Source organism: Thermoplasmata archaeon (assembly GCA_036395115.1).
In the GTDB taxonomy this organism is placed as follows: domain Archaea; phylum Thermoplasmatota; class Thermoplasmata; order RBG-16-68-12; family RBG-16-68-12; genus RBG-16-68-12.
In genome coordinates this window covers 20066-39989 of the sequence record DASWDU010000034.1, presented here as the reverse complement: position 1 = coordinate 39989, position 19924 = coordinate 20066, and the positions used below count along the sequence as shown (strand labels likewise).

Here is a 19924-nt window from a genome sequence, read left to right as displayed (position 1 = left end):
CCAAGGCCTCGTCGCAGCGCTCGGGTGGCCCAGCACGGACAAGGCAGCGACCTCCTAAGTCGCAGATCGTGGGTTCAAATCCCACCCCGAGCGTCTCCGGAACTCTTGCGGGCCCTCTTGTTTCGGCGCTCCAGGAGATTCAGGGCCGCGGTGTGCGGGTCCATCCGGCGATCGGCGACCTCCTGCGCGAGCCTATCGAACGCTACGCCCAACCGGGACGTGTCCTCGACCCGACGCGCGAGCGATCGCTGTGCGTTCTCCAGGATTTCGAGCCGGGCCCGCGCCACTTCCCGCTTTCGTCGGAGGCCCGTTCGGTCGAGGAACTCCGCATGGCGCACTAGGGCGTCGGCGAGCTCGTCGACTCCGCGGCCGTCCGTCGCGATCGTCCGAACGATCGGCGGGGTCCAGCCGTCTCGGGCTTGCAGCTGAAACGTCAGGTTCGCCACGAGGACGTCGTCGTTGCCCAGATCCACCTTGTTCACGACGTAGACGTCGCCGATCTCCAGGATGCCTGCTTTCATCGTCTGGACCACGTCCCCGGTCAGGGGCATCTCGACGACGACTGTCGTGTGCGCGCGCGTCGCGATCTCTACCTCGCTCTGCCCCGCGCCGACCGTCTCGACGAACACGACGTCCATGCCGAGCGCGTCGAGGACCCGCACCGCGTCGAACGTGGCGAGGGCCAGTCCGCCCGCGTGCCCGCGCGTCGCCATGGAGCGGATGAAGACCCCCGGATCGACGCCCGTGTCCGCCATGCGGATGCGGTCGCCTAGCACCGCGCCGCCCGAATATGGGGACGTCGGATCGACCGCGACGACGCCGACCTTCTTGTCCTTCCCGCGGAACGTGCGGACCAGGCGGTTGATGAGGGAACTCTTTCCCGCTCCGGGCGGTCCCGTGAACCCGACGACGTGGGCGCGGCCCGTGTGCGGGAATATCCGGGCGACGGCCTCGACGGCCTCCGGTTCGTCGTCCTCGATGAGCGAGATGACCTTTCCCGCCGCCCGCTTATCTCCGCGGAGGAGGGCCTCGACGAGCCCGCGGACGGAATCCCGCGATCGTCGGACGGACGGCTTCTTGCGGGACACCCGCTCACGCATCTTTGCCCGCCTTCTCGAAGAACGCGACGATGTCGCCGAGCGTCGTCCCCGGACCGAACACCATCCGGATGCCCGCCTTCTTGAGCTTCGGAACGTCTTCCTCCGGGATGATCCCTCCGGCCACCACGATGATGTCGCCCGCCTTCCGCTTCTTGAGCAGCCGGACAACGGCCGGGAAGAGCGTCATGTGCGCGCCGCTCAGGGACGACAGCCCGATCGCGTCGACGTCCTCCTGGATCGCGGCCTCGACGATGTCCTCCGGCGTCTGCCGCAGCCCCGTATAGATGACCTCCATCCCCGCGTCGCGCAACGCCCGCGCGACGACCTTCGCCCCGCGGTCGTGGCCGTCCAGGCCAGGCTTCGCGATGAGCACGCGGATCTTCTTCGGCATGGGGTCCTCAGTAGAGCAGCGGCTCCTCCCAGACGCCGAAGACCTCGCGCATCACGTCGCAGATCTCGCCGAGCGTCGCCTTCGCGCGCACCGCGTCGAGGATGAGCGGCATCGTATTGTCGTCGCCTTCACACCCGGTCCGAAGCCGCTCCATCGCGCGGGAGTACTTCTTCGCGTCCCGAACGCGGCGGATCCGGCGGAGCCGCTCGAGCTGTCCCCGGAACGACGCCTCGGAGACGCGGAGTGGCTCGACCTCGGACTGCTCGTCGACGACGAAGTCGTTGACGCCGACGATGATCCGTTCGCGGTCCTCGATCTCCCGCTGGTAGCGGTACGCGGAGTTCGCGATCTCCTGCTGGAAGAACCCCTTCCGGATCGCCGGGATCACGCCGCCCAGGCCGGCGATGCGGTCGAAGTAGCGGTACGCGTCCTCCTCGAGTTCGTCCGTCAGCGCCTCGAGGAAGTACGAGCCGCCGAGCGGGTCGACCGTGTTGGCGACGCCGCTCTCGTGCGCGAGAATCTGCTGCGTCCGGAGGGCGATCCGCGCCGCCTTCTCGTTCGGCACCTGGTACGCCTCGTCGTACGCGTTCGTGTGCAGCGACTGCGTGCCGCCGAGGACGGCGGCGAGCGCCTGCACCGTCGTGCGGACGATGTTGACCTCCGGCTGCTGGGCCGTCAGGCTCACCCCGGCCGTCTGCGCGTGGAAGCGCAACAGCCAGGAGCGTGGACTCTTCGCGCCGAAGGTGTCGCGCATCTCCCGCGCCCAGATCCGCCGGGCGGCCCGGTACTTCGCGAGCTCCTCGAAGAGGTCGTTGTGCGCGTTGAAGAAGAACGACAGCCGGGGGGCGAAGTTGTCGACGGCGAGGCCGCGGTCGATCCCCCACCGGACGTATTCCATGCCGTTCGCGAGGGTGAAGGCGAGCTCCTGCGCCGCCGTCGCGCCGGCCTCGCGGATGTGGTAGCCGCTGATCGAGATCGTGTTCCACTGCGGCACCGAGGCCGAACCGAACTCGAACGTGTCGACGACGAGGCGCATCGACGGCTCGGGCGGGAAGATCCACTCCTTCTGCGCCTGGTACTCCTTCAGGATGTCGTTCTGGATCGTGCCCCGGAGCCCGGACCAAGAGACCCCGCGTTCCTCGGCCATCGCGAGGTACATCGCCCAGATCACGCTCGCGGGCGAGTTGATCGTCATCGACGTGCTCACGCCGCCAACGTCGATCCCGTTGAACAGGATCTTCATGTCCTCGCGGGACGAGACCGCCACGCCGCACGTGCCGAACTCGCCTTTCGCCTCGTCGTCGTCCGTGTCGTATCCGTACAGCGTCGGCATGTCGAAGGCGACGCTCAGGCCCGTCTCGCCGTGGGCGATGAGGTACTTGAACCGCTCGTTCGTGTCTTCTGCGCTCCCGTAGCCGGCGAACATCCGCATCGTCCAGAGGCGGCCGCGGTACATCGTGGGATGGATGCCGCGGGTGAAGGGGAATTCGCCGGCCGCGCCGAGGCGCTCCGCCGACGGCTTGTCGGCCACATCGAGGGGCGTGTACAGCCGCTTGACGGCGCGGCTTGACGTCGTCAGGAACTCCTTGCGGCGCTCGGGGAGGGCCTTCAGGGCGTCCTTGAGCGTCGTCTCCTCCCACCGCTTCCGTTCCTTCTCGAGCGAGCGGCGCTCGTCGGCGTCCCGCATGAAACCCTCGGGCGGTTTCAAACGCCGGTGCGTATAAGATGGTTGCGGCGTTACTCGGTGACGCTCGACTCGACGATCGTCTTCGCGAGGCCTTGGAACGCCTGCTCGACGTTGTCGCCCGTCTTCGCGGACGTGTACAGGATCGGGCACTCGTACGACCGCAGGATCGACGAGGCTTCCTCCGGCGTCGCCTCGCGGCGTTGCGTCAGGTCGGTCTTGTTGCCGAGCGCGTACACCGGGATCGGGCCGACGGAGTCCCGCACGCCGTCGATCCACTTCGTCAGGTCGCGCAACGAGGCGGCGCGGGTCATGTCGAACACCGCGAGGACGCCCTTCGCGCCGTGGAAGTACGCTTCCTTGAACAGCTGCAAGAACGTCCGCTTGCCCATAATGTCGAGGATCATCATGTCGACCTGGACCGGCCGACCGTGCATCGATCCCAGGGCGACGGTCTTCTTCGAGACGACGGCCCCGAGTGTGCGGATGTACGACTCGTCGAACGCACCGGACACGAAACGATGGATGAGGCTCGTCTTGCCGACGCCCTCTTCCCCCACAAGGCAGATCTTGAACTTGTAGGTCTTCGACTCCGGGTCCATCGTGGGTTTGCGCAGCATCACGGCCGTCAATAGCCAAGAGGGGGGTTATCAAGCCGTCGGGCTGGTTTTCATTTTGCGTAACGGGCGGGCTCGAACCCCTCGATGTCCGCGATCGTCCCGGTCCGCGCCTCCCGCGGTCGGAGCCGGACGCGGACGCGTGTCCCCGGCCGGGGGGCGTCCGGAGCCCCCAGGAAGCGGTGGAGGAGGCCGCCTCGGACCCCTTTGAACGTGACGAACACCCAGACCTGCGGGGGCGATGCGAGGGCCCCCGTGCGGTCCTGGTGGGCGACGGTGACGGACGCGATCCGGCCCTCGGGCGGGACGGGGACGGACTCCGTGAGCTCGGCGAAGCACACTTCGCAGAAGATTCGCGGCGGGAGGTAGTCGAGGCCGCACGCGGTGCACCGAGTGGCAAGGAGACGGCCTTCGTCCCGAAGCGCGACGAAGAACCGCTCCCCCGCGACGCCGGACGTGTAGATGTAGTCGGCCTCCATGTTCCCCTCCCACGCCCGGTACCGCCGGGCGTCCGTCGTTCGCTCGAGGAACGTCATCCCTCCCCCTCCCGCAGCGGCCGGAAGTAGCGGATGTCGAGGACGCTCCCCTTCCGCTCCGCGGCCGGCCGCCAGGCCGCCTTCACCCGCATCCCGATTCGGATCTCGTCCTTCGTCATCTCGCCGAAGTAGTGCATCATCCCCATCTTCGGGGAGGCGCCGTCGAGGCTCACGACGCCGACGAGGATGGGTTCCGAGATTCGCTTCGCGTCCGTATCGAGGTACGACACCGAGTACGTCTCGATCGTGCCCGTATCGCGGATATACGTCCACGCATCCGTCGGCCGGAAGCATTCCTCGCAGAACATCCGCGGCGGGAACAGGACTCGTTCGCAGCGATGGCAGGTCCGCGCAATCAGCCGTCCGGCTTGCAGCTCTTCGAGGAACCGGGAGATCGCCTCACCCGCGGACCATGCGTACTTGGCCTCGGGCCGGAAGCGCGTCTGCGTGACCTTGCCCTCGAGGAGGTCGGCGGCGCTCAGCTCGACCCCGGGCCACTTCGCGACGCGCGCGGTCATGCCCGCATCACCACCACGCAGCCGTACTGCATCAGGTCGCCCCAGGCCTGCGACACCCCGGTGCGGACCTCGTGCGGGATTTGCCGCTTGCCCGCCTGGCCCGTGAGCTGCCAGAACAGCTCGCCGACCTTCATGCCCATCGTCGCCGCGATCGGATTCCCGACGCCCATGAGGCCGCCGGATGGGCACACGGGCATCGCACCGTCGCGCTCCGTCACGCCCTCTCGCGTGAGCTTCGGCGCCTCGCCCTTCTTCGCGAGCATCAATCCTTCGAGGTGGTGCAGCTCCTTGTAGTCGAACGGGTCGTAGGGCTCCGCGAAGTCGATCTCCCGACGGGGGTCGCGGATCTTCGCCATCTGATATGCCATCTTCGCGGCGCGCGCGACGTACTCCGGGAAGACGAGGTCCCGATCCGTCCACATCGTCGAGTCGATGCACCACCCGACGCCGGAGATCCACGCGCGGTCCTTGATCCGCCGTCGGCGGATGAAGTCGTCCGACGCGAGCACCACGGCGGACGCGCCGTCGCTGGGAGGGCTGATGTCGAGCCGCTGGACGGGCCACGCCATGACCTCGCTCTTCAGGACGTCGTCGACCGTGATGTTCGGGTCCGCGAGCTGGGCGCACGGATGGCCGACCGCGTTCCGCTTGTTCTTGACCGCCACGCGGGCGATGTCCTCCTTCTTGATCCCGTAGACCGTCATGTAGCGGTTCATCTCCATCGCGAAGATCCATACCAGGTTGGGCTTCAGCGGGCGGTCCAGGATCGGATCCCAGATGTGCGCGAAGACCGACTGCGGATGCGGCTGGCAGGACGACATCTTCTCCTCGTTCACGACCAGAACGACGTCCGCGAGGCCGGAGGCCACGTGCCACCAGCCCGCGATCGTGCTGAAGACGCCGGTCCCGCCGCCCGTGAAGACGCGGGTGTACGGCCTGCGGTACCCGCCGCAGCCGTCGAGGAGGTACTCGCCCTTCATGTGGACGCCGTCGAAGGCGTCCGGAGCGGTGCCGTTCACCACCATCTCGACGTCGCCAATCGAGAGGCCGGCGGAATCCAGCGCCATCCGCGTGGCCTCGAAGCACATCTCCTTCCCGGTCTCCTGGAGACGCCGTCGGAAGATCGTCATGCCCGCGCCGATCACGCCGACTTTCCTCAGGCTCCCGCCCCCAGGACCGCGACCGCACCGGTCGCGCTCGGAATGAACCGCCACGACTGCGCGACACCGATCTTCGCCCCGTCGATCTGGCGGGAGCCGGCGTCGCCCCGGAGCTGGAGCGTCGCCTCCGCCGCGCGATGCAGGCCCGTCGCCTCGAAGACGTTGCCGCAGCCGAGCGAGCCGCCGGACACGTTGACCGGCCGCCGGCCGTCCGCCGCGTATGCGCCGCGGAGCGCCTCCCGGCCCGCCTCGCCGGGCTTTGCGAGGCCGAGCGCCTCGAGGTGCTGCAATTCCTTGTACGAGAAGCGGTCGTCCACCTCGGCGAAATCGACCTCCGTCGCCGGCCGACGGACCTTCGCGAGCCGGTACGCCATCGCGGCCGCCAGGCGCGCGTACGTCGCGGAGGCCCAGTCCCTCGTCTCGAGGCTGGGCGAGTCGCTCGCCCAGCCGACGCCGCGGATCCAGACGGGAGTCGCGTGGAGGCGGCGCGCCGCGCGGTCCGACGCGAGGACGAGGACGACGGCGCCGTCCGCGGGCCCGCTGATGTCGAGCGACCGCAGCGGCTCGAACCGCGGTTCCGACGACGTCACGTGATCCGGGTCCACCGCCGCGCCGTACGCCGCGATCGGATTGTGCAACGCGTTCCGCCGGTTCTTCGAGACGACCGCGGCGAGCGCCTTCGTCGGGGTGCGGGTCGCACGCAGGTAGGCGTCCGCCTCGAGCCCCGCGACGACGTACGGATGGAATCCGAGCGGCTTGTTCCAGATCGGGTCGAGGCCGTGTTCGACGATGCCGAGCGGCGTCAGGACGTCCGAGATCTTGCTGTGCGCCTCGACGACGGCGACGTCGATCAGGCCCGTGTGGATCTGCATGAAGGCGTTCGCGAGGCCCTGCAATCCGTCGCCCGACACGGTGCACGTCGGCCGGAGCACGGCTCCGAGCTGGTCCGGCACGAACTCGTCGAAGATCCCGAATCCCTCGTAGTAGTCTTCGGCGCACGTGACGAACGAGCCGACGTCGGCCCGCGGGTCCACGCCCGCGTCGGCGTACGCGCGGGACGCGGCCTCGAACATGAGCTCCTTCCAGCTGACGTCCGGCGTCGACGGCCGGAAGGCGGTCATGCCGACGCCGATGATCCCGACTCGCATGTCCGGCGCGGCAACGCAGGATGCGGAGAAAAGACTGTCGCACGGCGCGAGCGGTGGAAGGACTTAAGGCCCGTCAGAGGCCTTCGTGCAATCCGAAGGCTCCGCGTGCCGCTATACTACTTCGATACGGAAACGACGGGGGACGGCCCGCAGCAGGACCGCATCATCACGGTGCAGTACCAGCCGCTCACCGACGAACTCACGCCGAAGGGGACCTTCCAGGTCGTCGCGGAGTGGGAGTGGGGGGAGAGGCAGGCGATCCAGACGGTCCTCGAAAAGGGCGTCCTCGAGCCGACGTGGGACTTCGTGCCGGTGGGGAACCGCCTTCGGTTCGACCTGACGTTCCTGATCGAGCGGGCGACCAAATGGAAGCTGGTCGACTGGGACATCGGGAAGCTCAAGTACTACTGGTTCACGAAGCCGTACTTCGACCTCTCCTCCGTGCTCGTCCTGCTCAACCGCGGCTCGTTCGAGGGATCGAGCCTCCATCGGTACGCGGACAAGGAGAGCGGCGCCCGCGTCCCGAAGATGTACCGGGACGGACGGTATCCGGAGATCATCGAGTACGTGACGCGAGAGCGCGACGCCTTGATGGACGTGTTGGACGAGAGTCGCGGGGTCTTGGGAGACCTTGGGGACAAGCGGCGGAGGCCGCCGCAAGCCTCGGGCGCTGAAGGTGGATTCTGAAGAACCTTACAAAATCGCGTCGGCCCAACGAGCCCTTTTGTAGGATCCTACCAAAGACGACGGCTACGATGGGAGCGAAGCCCTAAAGGCACGTTTGGGTTTAGGCCTCATGGGCGTCCCATGGACTTCGAGCTGAAGCCCGAACACGAGATGATCCGCCAAACGGTCCACGATTTCGCCGAGAATGAAATCCGTCCGATTGCGGCACGCGTCGACAAGACCGGCGAGTTCCCGAAGGATACCGTCGCGAAGATGGCCGGCCTCGGGCTCCTTGGCGTGGCGATCCCCCAGGAGTACGAAGGTGCGGGCCTCGATGCCGTCGCGCTTGCGATCGGAATCGAGGAGGTCGCGCGCGTGTGCGGATCGCACGCGCTCATCATGGCGGCCCACAACTCGCTGTGCACCGGGACGATCTGGCTCGCGGGGACGGAGGAGCAGAAGCGAAGGTACATCCCGGACCTCGCCAGCGGCCGCAAGGTCGGGGCGTGGGCCCTCACGGAACCAACAAGCGGATCGGACGCTGCCGCGATGCGGTCCACGGCCATCCGGACGAAGGACGGTTGGGTCTTGAACGGCACGAAGACTTTCTGCACGAACGCCCCGGTCGCGGGGACGTTCGTCATCCACGCCGTTACGGATACGACCAAGGGGAACCGAGGGATCAGCGCCTTCATCGTCGAGCGAGGCAACCGCGGCCTCTCGATCGGGAAGGTCGAAGAGAAGCTCGGGGTGCGCGGCAGCGCCACGTCGCAGGTCATCCTCACGGAGTGCAAGGTCCCCAAGGACGCGCTCCTGGGACCCGAGGCGGGAGGCTTCGCGAACGCGCTGAAGATCCTCGATGGCGGCCGGATCGGAATCGGCTCGATGGCGGTCGGGATTTCGCAAGGCGCGTTCGAGGAGTCCGTGAAGTATGCGAGGGAACGGATTCAGTTCGACAAACCGATTGCGGAGCATCAGGCGATTCAGTTCATGCTCGCCGACATGGCGACGAGGATCGATGCGGCGCGGGCGTTGGTACGGCGCGCGGCTTGGCTGAAAGACCAGGGAAAGTCATTCAAGAAGGAGGCCGCGATGGCCAAGCTCTACGCGAGCGAGATGTCGTCGTTCGTGACGAACCGGGCGGTGCAGATCCACGGCGGATACGGTTACATCGCCGACTATCCCGTAGAACGGATGTTGCGTGACGCGAAACTCACAGAAATCGGAGAAGGCACGAGTGAGATCCAGCGGATGGTCATTGCTCGCGAATTGATACGAGAGTGACTTGAGTCCCTTTTGTAGAGTCCTTCAAAAATGCGAAACGCGGCCTGCCCTTTTTGTAGGATATTTCGAAATCAGGCGATCGCCCCAGTCGGGCCACGAATCTGTTTTGAAGGACCTTGCAAAACCGTCTCCACGCTCCGCGCGGCTTTGAAAACGTCTACAAGGCTAAGAGTGTGGCGTACGGCCATCTCGACGTTCGGGTCGAGTGACCGTTTTGAAGAATCCTACAAAACGCCGCCTCTGGCCTCCGGACGGCACCTGGAGGTGCAGGCGCGGTCACTCTTGATACATCTTTATATCGAGCGCGTTCATCCAGCCGGGAATGCCCGAGAGTGAATACGAGGTCGAGCTGTTCCGCAAGCAGGGATTCACTCGCCAGACGTGCGCGAAGTGCGGGAAGGCCTTCTGGGCGATCGGTCAGCACGAGACGTGTGGCGAGGCCCCGTGCCAGGAGTACGACTTCATCGGGAATCCTCCGTTCGCCAAGAAGCTCACCTACCGCGCGATGCGGGAGGACTTCCTTTCCTACCTGGAGCAGAACGGCCACACTCGCGTGAAGCGCTACCCGATTGTCGCCCGTTGGCGCGACGACGTCTTCTTCGTGCAGGCGAGCGTCTACCCGTTCCAGCCGTGGGTGATCAGCGGCGAGGCGAGCCCGCCTGCGAACCCGCTCACACTCTCGCAGCCGTGCGTCCGCTTCCTCGATGTCGACAACGTCGGGAAGACGGGGCAGCACTTCACGATGTTCGAGATGATGGCCCACCACGCGTTCAACTTTCCGGGGAAGTTCCTGTACTTCAAGGATCACACTGTCGAACTGTGCCACGGCTTCCTCACGGATCGGCTCGGCCTCAAGCCCGATGTCGTCCGGTACAAGGAGTCGTGGTGGGAGGGCGGCGGGAACAGCGGGCCGTGCTTCGAGGTCGTCTTCGGCGGCGCGGAAGCCGCGACGCTCGTGTTCATGATGAACCGCGAGGTGAACGGGCATCGAGTGCCAATGGACACGCAAGTCGTCGACACGGGCTACGGCCTCGAGCGGCTCACGTGGCTCTCCCAAGGCACGACGTCGGCGTACGAGGCCGTCTTCGGCGACGCGCTCGCATACCTGAAGCGCGCGACCGGGGCGAAGCGCGTGGACGACCGCGTGCTGCGGGAGTACTCGAAGGTCGCGGGCCTGCTGAAGGTCGAGAGCCTCGCGGACATCCGCGAGATCCGCCGGCAGACCGCAGAACGGGTCGGCCTCTCGGTCGACGAGCTCGTCGCCCAGGTCTCGCCCCTCGAAGCACTGTACACGGTGTGCGACCACGCGCGCGCCCTGATCTTCCTCCTCGGCGACGGCGTCGTGCCGTCGAACAGCCGGGAGGGGTACTTCGCCCGCCTCCTCGTGCGCCGCGGGCTGCGAGCGCTGAAGGACCTCAACATCACGTACAGCCTCGCGGACACCGTCTCGTTCATGATCGACCAGATGCGGGAGGACTACCCGGAGTTCTTCTTCAACAAAGGCGACATCCTGAAACTCCTGAAGGTCGAGGAGGCCCGGTATCGTGAGACGCTCGAAAAGGGCCGTGCCACGGTCGGCAAGATCGCGGCGGACCTGAAGGCCGCCGGGAAGGCCTTCGACGTCGACACGTTGATCCAGCTCTACGATAGCCACGGACTGAACCCGGACGTCGTCCGGGAATTCGCGGACGCCCCCGTCGAGGTGCCGGACGACTTCTACTCGCGGGTCGCCGCCCGCCACGAACGGCCCGCGGCCGCCGAGGCGACGAAGAAGGTCACGGTCTCCAAGGCGCTCCCCCCGACGAAGCTCCGCGTCTACGAGGACAAGCGGAAGCGCGCCTTCCGGGCCAAGGTCCTCGCGGTCGAAGGCGAGGCGGTCGTCCTCGACCAGACGTACTTCTACCCGGAAGGCGGCGGCCAGGAGGCGGACCACGGGACAATCGGGGACCGGGAGGTTTACGACGTCCAGAAGGTCGGGGCCAGCGTGCTGCACTTCGTCCGCGGCGACGCGTCCGCGCTCAAGGGCGCACGCGTCGCGTGCGCGATCGACGGCGAGCGGCGGGAGGCACTCATGCGGAACCACACCGCCACGCACATCGTCCTCGGCGCCGCGCGGAAGGCGCTCGGGAACCACGTGTGGCAGGCGGGCGCGCACAAGGCCGCTGACATGGCGCGTCTCGACATCACCCACTTCGACGCCCTGACCGACGCGGAAGTCACGAAGATCGAGGCGCTCGCGAACGACGAGGTCCTCGCGCGGCGCCAGGTGCGGGCGACGTTCCTCGCCCGGGACGTCGCGGAGCGGAAGTACGGCTTCCGGCTCTATCAGGGTGGCTCCGTCCCCGGGGGCGAGCTGCGGGTCGTCGAGATCCCGAAGTGGGACGTCGAGGCATGCGGCGGCACCCACGTCTCGCGGACGAGCGACGTCTCCTTGATCAAGATCCTCCGATCAACCCGGATCCAGGACGGCGTCGTCCGCCTGGAGTACGCCGCCGGCAAAGGCGCGCTCGAGGCCGTGCGCAAGCAGGCCGAGGAGCTCGCGCGCGTCGCGGAGATCCTCGAAGTGCCGGGGGACCGCGTCGTGCCGGCCGCGGAGCGGATTGTGGCCGAGTGGAAGGAGTACCGCAAGATCTCCCAGCGGGCGACGGACGAGCAGGCGGCCGCGAAGACGCGACAGGAAATCGAGACCGCGAAAGGTCCATGGCCGATCCTCCGGTCCGAGGTCCCACAAGGGGTCGGGTTCATGCTCTCGATGTCGAAGGCGACCGCCTCCGAGTCGCGGGCGATCGGGATCTACTGGGCGCCGTCGCCGAGCGACGTGAAGCTCGTCCTCACGCGCGGCGTGCAGGTGCCGATCGACGCGGCGGAGCTCGTCCGGAGCGTCGCGCCGGACTTCCACGGCAAGGGCGGCGGAAAGCCGGACTTCGCACAGGCGAGCTTCCCGAACGCCGACCAGGCGAGGGCCGCCGCGGCGCGGCTCGAGGAACTCGTCCGCCAGCGACTCGGGATCGAGAGCGGATGACATGGACTTCCGCGCCTGGGGCCGCCGGATCCGGGAGTACGACGAGATCACGAACGTCGGGCCGATCGTCCGCCGGTACTTCGTGATCGGGGCCTTCGACGGCGCGCTGACGATCCTCGGGATCATTATCGGCACGGTCGCCGCCGGCGCGGACGAATCCCACAAGACGATCATCCTCTCCGCATCGCTCGGCGCCGGGATCGCCCTCGCGGTGAGCAGCGCCGTCGGAGCGTACGAGGCGGAGCGCGTCGAGAAGAAGCTCGACGTGCGCTCGATCGAGCGGGCGTTGCTCGCGCGGCTCAGCGAGGAACACAAGGAGGCGTTTCAGTTCGCCGCCATCGTGAGCGCTCTCGTCCACGGCGTCTCCCCGATGATCGCGGCGCTCGTCCCCCTCATCCCGTTCTTGTTCTTCGACATCCGGACCGCGACCGTCGTCGCAATCGGCCTGACCCTCGCGATCCTGTTCGTCATCGGCGCCTACCTCGGGACCCTCGTGCGCGAGCGGCTCGTCGTCACAGGCTTGCGGTTCGTCGCCGCGGGCCTCGGGACCGCGGTCCTCCTTTGGCTGTTCGGCGCGCGGCCCCGGTGAGCCCGCGCTTTCTACTTGGCGATGCCTCTGAACCTCGTATCACCGGTTTTCCAGACGCGCACACCGGGAGGAGGATTCGTAGCTTCCCCGCTGCCTCGGAGCAGCGTGCTTCGCGTCCCTTTCGCTCGCAGCATTCCGGGCCCGCACGGCCTTTTCCCCCTTTGGAACGACCGCGAGCAGAGCAAGCCGATTAATCGTTAAGGATGAGCATAGTCCGTCGGTCTCGGAGCGGGAGTCTAGTCAGGGAGAAGAGACTCTTGGGCCGCAGGCTGGTTACCGGATTCCAAGGCGACCCGACGGCGGACGCAACGGGTCTCGCATTTCCCGACACGACCGACGACCGGCTACTGAGCCGACAATCCCGAAGTAATCATTCCCAGCGCATCGTCGGCCTTCTCGCCGAAGCTGTTGATCTGCACCGCGCTTCCTTCACCTTGAGGCCGTATCTGGACCGTGATCGAGTTTCGTTTGCGAGTGAAGTAGTAGATGAGCGCCACAGGCCAGATCACGACCACAAGGATGATCAGTACCACCAAGCGATACGCTCGACCCCCCTCTGCAGTCAAGCTTTGACCGGGAAGGGCCACCTTCGATTCAAACCCTTTCGACGTGACCGCTCCTTGGGCCTTTTGATAAACCGCGTTCGGGCTATCGCGAACGAAACCAGACCAAGACCCCATCGACTCTACCCCTCCTCGCTGCTCCCCGATATTCTCGTTGATATAATACGCTTTTCGTGGCCTCCATCCGCAGGATGCACTGCCACGTATCTTTTAATACGCGGGAAGGTTCGGTCGGCCGATGGACTCGCCCGCAGCGGAGATCGAGGCGATCCGGACCGTCGTGGCGAAGTACTTCACCGTATACGGCGTCGTCGTGACGCCGCTCGCGCTGACGTTCCAGGTCACCTCCCCGAGCGGGAGCATCGATGCGCCGTTCGACGCACTCCGCCAGGAACTCGTCCCGAGGGACTATATCCCGACCGTGACGCAGGAACGGGGCGAGACGCTCCTCCACGTGCAGCGCCGGCCGCGGATGCGATTCGCGAGGCGACAGGTGAACCTCCTGCTGCTGCTCCTGACGATCCCCTCGATCGTGTTCTTCGGCGGCGCCTGGAACTGGTCCGCCTATTCGGGGGAGCCGATCCTCTCCGCCGCCTCGATCGGCTACGGCAGCCTGTTCTTCTCCCTCCCGCTCCTCACGATCCTCGGCTCCCACGAGATGGGCCACTTCCTCGTCGCCAAGAAGTACAAGGTCCACGCCTCGCTGCCGTTCTTCCTCCCCTCGTTGCCGCCGCTCGGCACGCTCGGCGCGTTCATCAGCATGCGCGACCCCATCCCGAACCGCCGCGCCCTCCTGGACATCGGCGTCTCCGGGCCGCTCGTCGGTTTCGCGATCGCGATCCCGGTGACGCTCGCGGGCCTCGCCCTCTCGACCGGGACGCCTCCCGTCGTGCCGACGGTGCCCGGCGAAGCGATCCAAGGTTCCCTGCTCTTCAACTTCCTCTCCCTGTTCTTCCCCCTCCCGAACCCGGTCCTCAAGCATCCCCTCGCCTTCGCGGGATGGGTCGGCCTCTTCGTGACGGCGATCAACCTCCTCCCGGCCGGACAGCTCGACGGCGGCCACATCGCCCGCGCCCTCTTCGGGCGGAACCAGTTCTACCTGTCGTGGGCCGCGATCCTCTTGCTCTTCATCATGAGCGCGTGGTACATCGGCTGGATTTTCTTTGCCTTCCTGATCCTGATGCTGGGCGCGCGCCATCCCCCGCCACTGAACGACATCACGCGCCTCGACGCGGCCCGCAAACTCGTCGGGATCGGCGCCGTCGCGATCCTCTTCCTGACGTTCGTCCCCGTGCCGTTCGTCGCGATCGGCGGGGGACCGGGCCTGACATTCGAGAAGCTCGACGGAAGCCCGCTCGTCGCCATCAACCAGACGATCCGCATCGGCGCGACGATCGGGCTGACCCGGTTCGCCGTGAACCATACCGCGGCAGCGTCCGAAATCGTCGTCGTCACGGCGAAAAATCCGAACCTTGCGAGCTTCGGCTTTTCGTTCCAATTCCTCGACGTGGTGGTCGGTTCGACCAACACGACCGTGAACAATGATACGGTGCGCGTGGAACTCAACGCCTCCGAACGCGCGCTCCTCGATCTTCAGATCACCGCGCCGCCGTCGTGGCCGGTGCCCCTCCCCGCGACCGTCCGGTTCGAGGTCCACGCCACGACCTTGCGAGAGACCGCGACGGCCGATCTCGTCGTCATCCTGGACATCACGCCGTGACGAAGACGCAGAAGTGCCGGACGAGGGACCGGTGCACGCGGAGCTCGTGGCGTTCGATGAGCTCCATCCGCGCCGACGCGATCTCGATCGCCTTCGGGCTCGGCAGGACGACCGCCGCATGGCCTCCGGCCGGGAGTACGGCCGCGAAGGAGTCGAACGCCCGCGCGTACAGCCGCCCGATCGGCTCGCCTCGCGTCGAGGCCGCCCGTCCGTACGGTGGGTCCGTCGCGATCCCTTGAATCGTCCCCCGTCGCATCGGGAGGAGCCCCGCGTCAGCGACGGCGAGCGCCGCGGACAGGTCGAGGGCACGCATCGAGCGGCGGGTCCCGACGATCATGCGGCGGGCACGGTCCGTGCCCAACGCTCCGATGCCGATGTCGGCCGCCTCGAGGACGATCCCTCCCGTGCCGCAGAACGGATCGAGCAGCGTGCCGGTCCGGGGGACGCGGGCGAGGTTCACGAGCGCGCGCGCGAGCTTCGGATGCAGCGAGATCGGCAGGGTGAAGGACCGCTTCGCGACTTTGCGCGCCTCGAGCCGGGACCGGTTCATTCGATGCACGACCCGCCCGAGAACGAACTCGTCTCCAACGAGCAGCCGGTACTCGACCTCGGGTCGATCGAGATCCACCTTCCCGGTCCGCGCGAAGTCCGCGCCGAGGGCGCCCTCCAGGGACCGCACATCGATGTCGACGCCGATCCCCTCCGCGCGCACCCGGAATCGGCGTCCCTCCAGGTCGGCCTCCCGAGCGAACGACCGAACCGTTTCGAAATCCCCCGCGGCGACCTCCTCGGAGGCGAGGTGGGCGAGTCCGAGCCGTCCGACCGCGCGGCCCGCGGGGCCGGAGACCTCCAACCGCAGGAGCCTCGCGTTGAAGGTTGCCGCACGGACCTCCACGCCCTCCGCCGCCATCGCCGCGTAGACCTCGGCGCGGGGGAGCGTCGGGTGTTCGCCGGAGAGCTCGATCGCGAGGCGCACGGCCTTCGAACGGTCCGGAAGGACATGAGCTTGCCGACCACCGTCATTTTGAAAAGGGGCGGGCCCTTCGGTTTGCCCGCGTGCGCATCCGGCCGTTCGTCCCGAACGATATCCCCGCGGTCGCCTCGATCGTGCGCGAGGCGTTGCGGGAGAATTATCCGACGTCCCTGTACTTGGACATCCACCGCTGGTGGCGGGACGGTTTCCTCGTCGCGGATCTCGACGGCCATCCGGTCGGATTCCTGGCGTCGGTGATCACGGCCGACGGACAGGCGCGCGTCCTCATGTTCGCCGTTTCGGCGCGTTTCCGTCGCCGCGGCGTCGGGACCGCGATGATGGACGCCTTCCTCCGGGCGTGCGCAATGCGCGGCCTCAAGCGGATCGAGCTGGAGGTCCGCGTATCGAACGCCGAGGCGATTCAGTTCTACAAGCGATACGGGTTCGAGATTTCGGCGGCCTTACCACACTTCTACACGGACGGCGAGGACGGATACAAGATGTTGCGACACCTGTGAAGGGCGTCTGCCCGCCGCGTTTGTTGACAAAGGGAGACCGGCCTTCGCCATCGTTTGGCCTTCGCCAATCCCGACGCGATCGCTCGCCCCGCGCCGACCCATGAAGCCGAAACCTAGATTCCCCGGACGGCAATCAAGAAGGACCCGACGAGGGCAATGACGAGAGCCGCCACCGAGACGATCCAGCCGAGCGTAATGATGCCCGCCAGGTAAAGGATGGAGAGCGGAATCATCATGAGCCACAAGCGCCCCCCAATCCGACTGAAACCTTTGGCATCCAATCGACTCGAAGCGTTGTGTGCCCGCGAGTCCTGCTCGATCATCCGAGCGGCCAGGGGACCTTCGTTCGCCCCGATCAAGGTGGTGCTCGACCCAGCCTGTACCCCCAACGACAGAGCCCAGTAAAGCAACCCCCCGGACCCGACCCCAGAAAGCTTCTTGATCACAGGGACGAAGACCGCCGTCGCGGGTCCTGCCGCAGCGCTGAGGGAAACGATGGATCCGATGACAACGATGAGCATCGAAGCTCGCAAGGGGTCGCCTGACGAGGCACCGAGAATGAAATCGGCCGCCCAGTCGAGGACAGCGGTCGCCTGCAGTGAGCCGACCACGACGAACAGGGCCATGAGGAACAGGACGACGTCCCAGTGCACCTCACTCAGGATCTTGGAGACCTCGTCGCCGATGAGGTTCCTACGTTGGATCTTGTCTAACGCGGCGCCCGAGGGCTGCCTGACGCGCAGGCGCATTTCGTATAGGATGAGGATGATGGCGGCCCCGACGGCCGGAATCAGGGCGAGAGGGATCCCAAGCTGCGTCGAGAAGACTAATGTGCCCAACATGCCCACTAGGACCACCACGGACGCCTGAAGGAGGCGCCGGTCTGTGATTGAGGTGTCGCGACGCTCGGCGAGGTCCGCCGCAAAGGCGCGGGCGGCAGGCCCCGGCTCGAAGCGCGTGAAGTATTCGCGGTGCATGCGACGGAACAGGAGAATCGACGCGATCACAAGCGCAAAGCAGGCGGGAAACATGTTCACCTGGAAGTCCACGAAGGACAGGTTCGTCCCCGACGTAGCGATGATGATGTTTGGAAAATCGCCCACCATCGTCGAGGCCCCGCCGAGGTTGATGACGGCGACCTGTATCACGCTGAACGGCACGGGGTCGAGGCCGAACTGCCGACAGATGTTGAGCGTTATCGGGACCATGATGAAGATGACGGAGACGTTGTTCACGAAGCACGAAATGCCGTACGACAAGAGTAGGATTCGGACGAATAGGATGCCCGGCTGCATCTTGCTCTTGAGGACGAGCGTCTTCGTCACGTAGTCGAAAGCGCCGCTCTGTTGCATGATCGCCACGAACACCCCCATGCCGACCAGGAAGATGAGGGTCTCAAAGTTGACCGCTTGGAGTGCGACCCATGGCGGGAAGTACCCTTGGCCAAACCTCGCTGGGTCGGTGCCTTCGTATGGGAGTATTGAGCCGACCACGACTGCGGCAATCGCAACCCCCATCGCGATCGTCGTCCGGTGGGCCACGTCGAGTGCGACCGCGATGAGCAACGAGAACAGAAGGACTAGGGAAACGATTTCGTTGATCACGTCATCAACTCGGTAGTCAGCCGGGCGCCGATGGTCACCGGATCGGCGGACCCGACATTCATCGCGTCGCCCAGGAAGCCGCTGGACCCCGCGGGACTCGACGGTGCGTTTGGCTTCTCAATCGTGAGGTTCTCGGGCTGGCAGGGGCTGGCAAGGACACGAGTCTCGACCCGGTCCGGGAAGGCCACCTCTCCGCCCGCATCCGGCTTCAGCGCGCGTACCGCCGTACGTTGCGGTTCAGCGGGTCCGTCGGGATGGCGACGCTGGCGGCGCCGTCGGTCCCCTTTGGGATGACGCCACGCTCGGCGCCGGTCCTGGGCCGCCCCCCCCCCCAAGTCCGCGGGCCGCAATCCAAAGGGACCCGACAAGGGCGAGGACGAACGCAGCCCCTGAGACCATCCAACCAAAGAAGATCAAGCCCGTCAGGTAAACGATGGAAAGCGGAATGAAAAGGAGCCACATGCGCGCGCCAATCCGGGTGAAGCCCTTCGCAGTCAGTCTGTCCGAAGCGTTGTGTATCCGCGCGTCCTGCTCGATCATCCGTGCAGCCAGAGGACCCTCGTTGGCCCCGATCATCGTGGTACTCGACCCAGCCTGCACACCCAGCGACTGTGCCCAGTAGAGCAAACCCCCCGACCCGAGCCCAGCCACCGTGAGTTGGTTAATCACCGGGATAAGGACCGCCGTCGCGGGTCCCGCCTCCGCGCCCATGGTGATGATGGATGCAAGGACCACGATGAGTATGACTGCGAGCACAGGGTTCCCTTGCGAGGTCCCGAGAATGAAATTGGCCGCCCACGTGAGGACGTCGGTATGCTCCAGCGATCCGACCACGACGAACAGGGCCGCGAGGAATAGCACGACGTCCCAGTGCACCTCGCTCAGGACCTTGGAAATCTCGTCGCCGATGATGTTCCTGCGTTGCAGCTTGTCTAACGTAGCGTCTAGCGGGTGCCTCGATCGCAGTCGCACCTCGTATATCATGAGGATGCTGCCGGCTCCGGCAACCGGAATCAGCGCAATGGGAATCCGAAGCGTCGTCGAAACGACGAATGCGCCCAACATGGCGGCCAGGACCAACACGGACACCTGGAGGAGGCGCTTGTCCGTGATTGCCGTGCTTCGACGCTCGGCGAGGTCCGCCGCAAAGGCGCGGGCCGCAGGCCCCGGCTCGAAGCGCGTGAAGTATTCGGGGTGCATGCGGCTGAACAGGAGGATCTCCGCCACAAGGAGAGCGAAGCAGGCGGGGAACATGTTCGTCTGGAAATCCAAGAAGGTCAGTTCGATCGGCTTCTGCGACGTCGCGATGATGATGTTCGGAAAATCGCCCACCATCGTCGAGGCACCGCCGAGGTTGATGGCGGCGACCTGTGCCACGCTGAACGGCACGGGATTCACGCCGAACTGCCGACAGATGTTCAGCGTGATGGGAACCATGATGAAGACGACGGTGACGTTATTCACGAAGAGCGAAATCGCGTACGACAAGAGGAGGATCCGGACGAAAAGGATGCCGGGCTGCATCCGACTCTTCAGAACCAGCGTCTTCGTCACCCAGTCGAAGGCGCCGCTTCGTTGCATAATCGCCATGAACACGCCCATGAACACCAGGAAGACGAGGGTTTGGAAGTTGACCGCCCCGAGCGCAGTCCCGGGGCCGAAATAGGGGAGCCCTTTCCCCGGCACGTCCCGTGTCTCCGGGAGGATCGAGCCGATCACTACGCCGGCAAACGCGATTCCAATCGCGATGCTCGTCCGGTGGACCGCATCGAGAGCGACGCTGATGAGGAGCGCAATCAAGAGGGTCAGGGAAACGACTTCGTTGATCACG

The 19924-nt window shown here is 66.1% G+C and carries 19 protein-coding genes and 1 tRNA gene; 7 read left to right on the top strand and 13 right to left on the bottom strand.

Annotation, left to right across the window (positions count from 1 at the left end; translation table 11 throughout):
- Window positions 1-18: 18 nt before the first annotated feature.
- Window positions 19-93 (top strand) — tRNA-Arg (locus VF992_08040).
- Here VF992_08040 and meaB read toward each other — a convergent pair.
- From meaB to VF992_08000, 8 genes are read right to left on the bottom strand one after another with little or no spacing between them, the layout of a single operon-like run.
- Window positions 75-1100 (bottom strand): methylmalonyl Co-A mutase-associated GTPase MeaB, encoded by a 1026-nt coding sequence (gene meaB, locus VF992_08035; protein ID HEX9341101.1) that lies wholly within the window; start codon window positions 1098-1100, stop codon window positions 75-77. The two genes, VF992_08040 and meaB, sit on opposite strands and share 19 nt — an antisense overlap.
- On the bottom strand, window positions 1093-1491 hold the full coding sequence (locus VF992_08030; protein HEX9341100.1) for a cobalamin B12-binding domain-containing protein: 399 nt from the start codon (window positions 1489-1491) through the stop codon (window positions 1093-1095). The genes meaB and VF992_08030 overlap by 8 nt, the downstream gene beginning before the upstream one ends.
- Window positions 1492-1498: 7 nt before the next feature.
- Complete coding sequence (locus tag VF992_08025) at window positions 1499-3178, bottom strand: methylmalonyl-CoA mutase family protein (protein HEX9341099.1); 1680 nt, start codon at window positions 3176-3178, stop codon at window positions 1499-1501.
- A gap of 50 nt (window positions 3179-3228) precedes the next feature.
- Window positions 3229-3795, bottom strand: coding sequence for a Rab family GTPase (locus tag VF992_08020; GenBank protein HEX9341098.1), 567 nt, complete (start codon window positions 3793-3795; stop codon window positions 3229-3231).
- 50 nt (window positions 3796-3845) lie between these two features.
- Window positions 3846-4328: a Zn-ribbon domain-containing OB-fold protein gene (locus VF992_08015; GenBank protein ID HEX9341097.1), complete on the bottom strand. Its 483-nt coding sequence runs from the start codon at window positions 4326-4328 to the stop codon at window positions 3846-3848.
- Window positions 4325-4846 (bottom strand): Zn-ribbon domain-containing OB-fold protein, encoded by a 522-nt coding sequence (locus VF992_08010; protein HEX9341096.1) that lies wholly within the window; start codon window positions 4844-4846, stop codon window positions 4325-4327. Before VF992_08010 ends, VF992_08015 begins: the two co-directional genes overlap by 4 nt.
- Window positions 4843-5991 carry a thiolase domain-containing protein gene (locus VF992_08005; protein ID HEX9341095.1) on the bottom strand — a complete coding sequence of 383 codons (1149 nt, stop codon included), beginning with the start codon at window positions 5989-5991 and terminating at the stop codon, window positions 4843-4845. Before VF992_08005 ends, VF992_08010 begins: the two co-directional genes overlap by 4 nt.
- Before the next feature lie 11 nt (window positions 5992-6002).
- Window positions 6003-7154 (bottom strand): acetyl-CoA acetyltransferase, encoded by a 1152-nt coding sequence (locus VF992_08000; protein HEX9341094.1) that lies wholly within the window; start codon window positions 7152-7154, stop codon window positions 6003-6005.
- A gap of 105 nt (window positions 7155-7259) precedes the next feature.
- Between VF992_08000 and VF992_07995 the strand changes: the two genes are divergently transcribed.
- The 4 genes from VF992_07995 to VF992_07980 all read left to right on the top strand — a co-directional run bounded on the left by VF992_07995 (window position 7260) and on the right by VF992_07980 (window position 12715).
- Window positions 7260-7841 (top strand): hypothetical protein, encoded by a 582-nt coding sequence (locus VF992_07995; protein HEX9341093.1) that lies wholly within the window; start codon window positions 7260-7262, stop codon window positions 7839-7841.
- Between the two features lie 120 nt (window positions 7842-7961).
- A complete protein-coding gene (locus tag VF992_07990) occupies window positions 7962-9104 on the top strand; it encodes an acyl-CoA dehydrogenase family protein (protein HEX9341092.1) in 1143 nt (380 codons plus the stop codon).
- 322 nt (window positions 9105-9426) lie between these two features.
- Window positions 9427-12126, top strand: a complete 2700-nt coding sequence (alaS, locus tag VF992_07985; GenBank protein HEX9341091.1) for an alanine--tRNA ligase — start codon at window positions 9427-9429, stop codon at window positions 12124-12126.
- Window position 12127: 1 nt separating this feature from the next.
- The gene (locus tag VF992_07980; GenBank protein HEX9341090.1) at window positions 12128-12715 is read left to right on the top strand and encodes a VIT1/CCC1 transporter family protein; all 588 of its coding nucleotides are present in this window, start codon (window positions 12128-12130) and stop codon (window positions 12713-12715) included.
- A 344-nt stretch (window positions 12716-13059) separates the two neighbouring features.
- Here VF992_07980 and VF992_07975 read toward each other — a convergent pair whose 3' ends face one another.
- Window positions 13060-13248 (bottom strand): hypothetical protein, encoded by a 189-nt coding sequence (locus tag VF992_07975; GenBank protein ID HEX9341089.1) that lies wholly within the window; start codon window positions 13246-13248, stop codon window positions 13060-13062.
- A 268-nt stretch (window positions 13249-13516) separates the two neighbouring features.
- Here VF992_07975 and VF992_07970 point away from each other — a divergent pair, with 268 nt between their 5' ends.
- Complete coding sequence (locus tag VF992_07970) at window positions 13517-14998, top strand: site-2 protease family protein (protein HEX9341088.1); 1482 nt, start codon at window positions 13517-13519, stop codon at window positions 14996-14998.
- Here the strand turns inward: VF992_07970 and VF992_07965 are convergent.
- Window positions 14988-15974, bottom strand: coding sequence for a TRM11 family methyltransferase (locus VF992_07965; protein HEX9341087.1), 987 nt, complete (start codon window positions 15972-15974; stop codon window positions 14988-14990). The two genes, VF992_07970 and VF992_07965, sit on opposite strands and share 11 nt — an antisense overlap.
- Window positions 15975-16054: 80 nt before the next feature.
- On the opposite strand from VF992_07965, the gene VF992_07960 reads away from it, so the two are divergent.
- Window positions 16055-16489, top strand: a complete 435-nt coding sequence (locus tag VF992_07960) for a GNAT family N-acetyltransferase (protein ID HEX9341086.1) — start codon at window positions 16055-16057, stop codon at window positions 16487-16489.
- A gap of 113 nt (window positions 16490-16602) precedes the next feature.
- Here the strand turns inward: VF992_07960 and VF992_07955 are convergent, their stop codons facing one another.
- From VF992_07955 to VF992_07945, 3 genes are read right to left on the bottom strand one after another with little or no spacing between them, the layout of a single operon-like run.
- Entirely contained in the window at window positions 16603-18093 is a 1491-nt protein-coding gene (locus VF992_07955) for an SLC13 family permease (protein HEX9341085.1), read from the bottom strand.
- On the bottom strand, window positions 18090-18281 hold the full coding sequence (locus tag VF992_07950) for a hypothetical protein (GenBank protein HEX9341084.1): 192 nt from the start codon (window positions 18279-18281) through the stop codon (window positions 18090-18092). Before VF992_07950 ends, VF992_07955 begins: the two co-directional genes overlap by 4 nt.
- A 49-nt stretch (window positions 18282-18330) precedes the next feature.
- Entirely contained in the window at window positions 18331-19923 is a 1593-nt protein-coding gene (locus tag VF992_07945; GenBank protein HEX9341083.1) for an SLC13 family permease, read from the bottom strand.
- Between the last annotated feature and the right edge of the window lies 1 nt (window position 19924).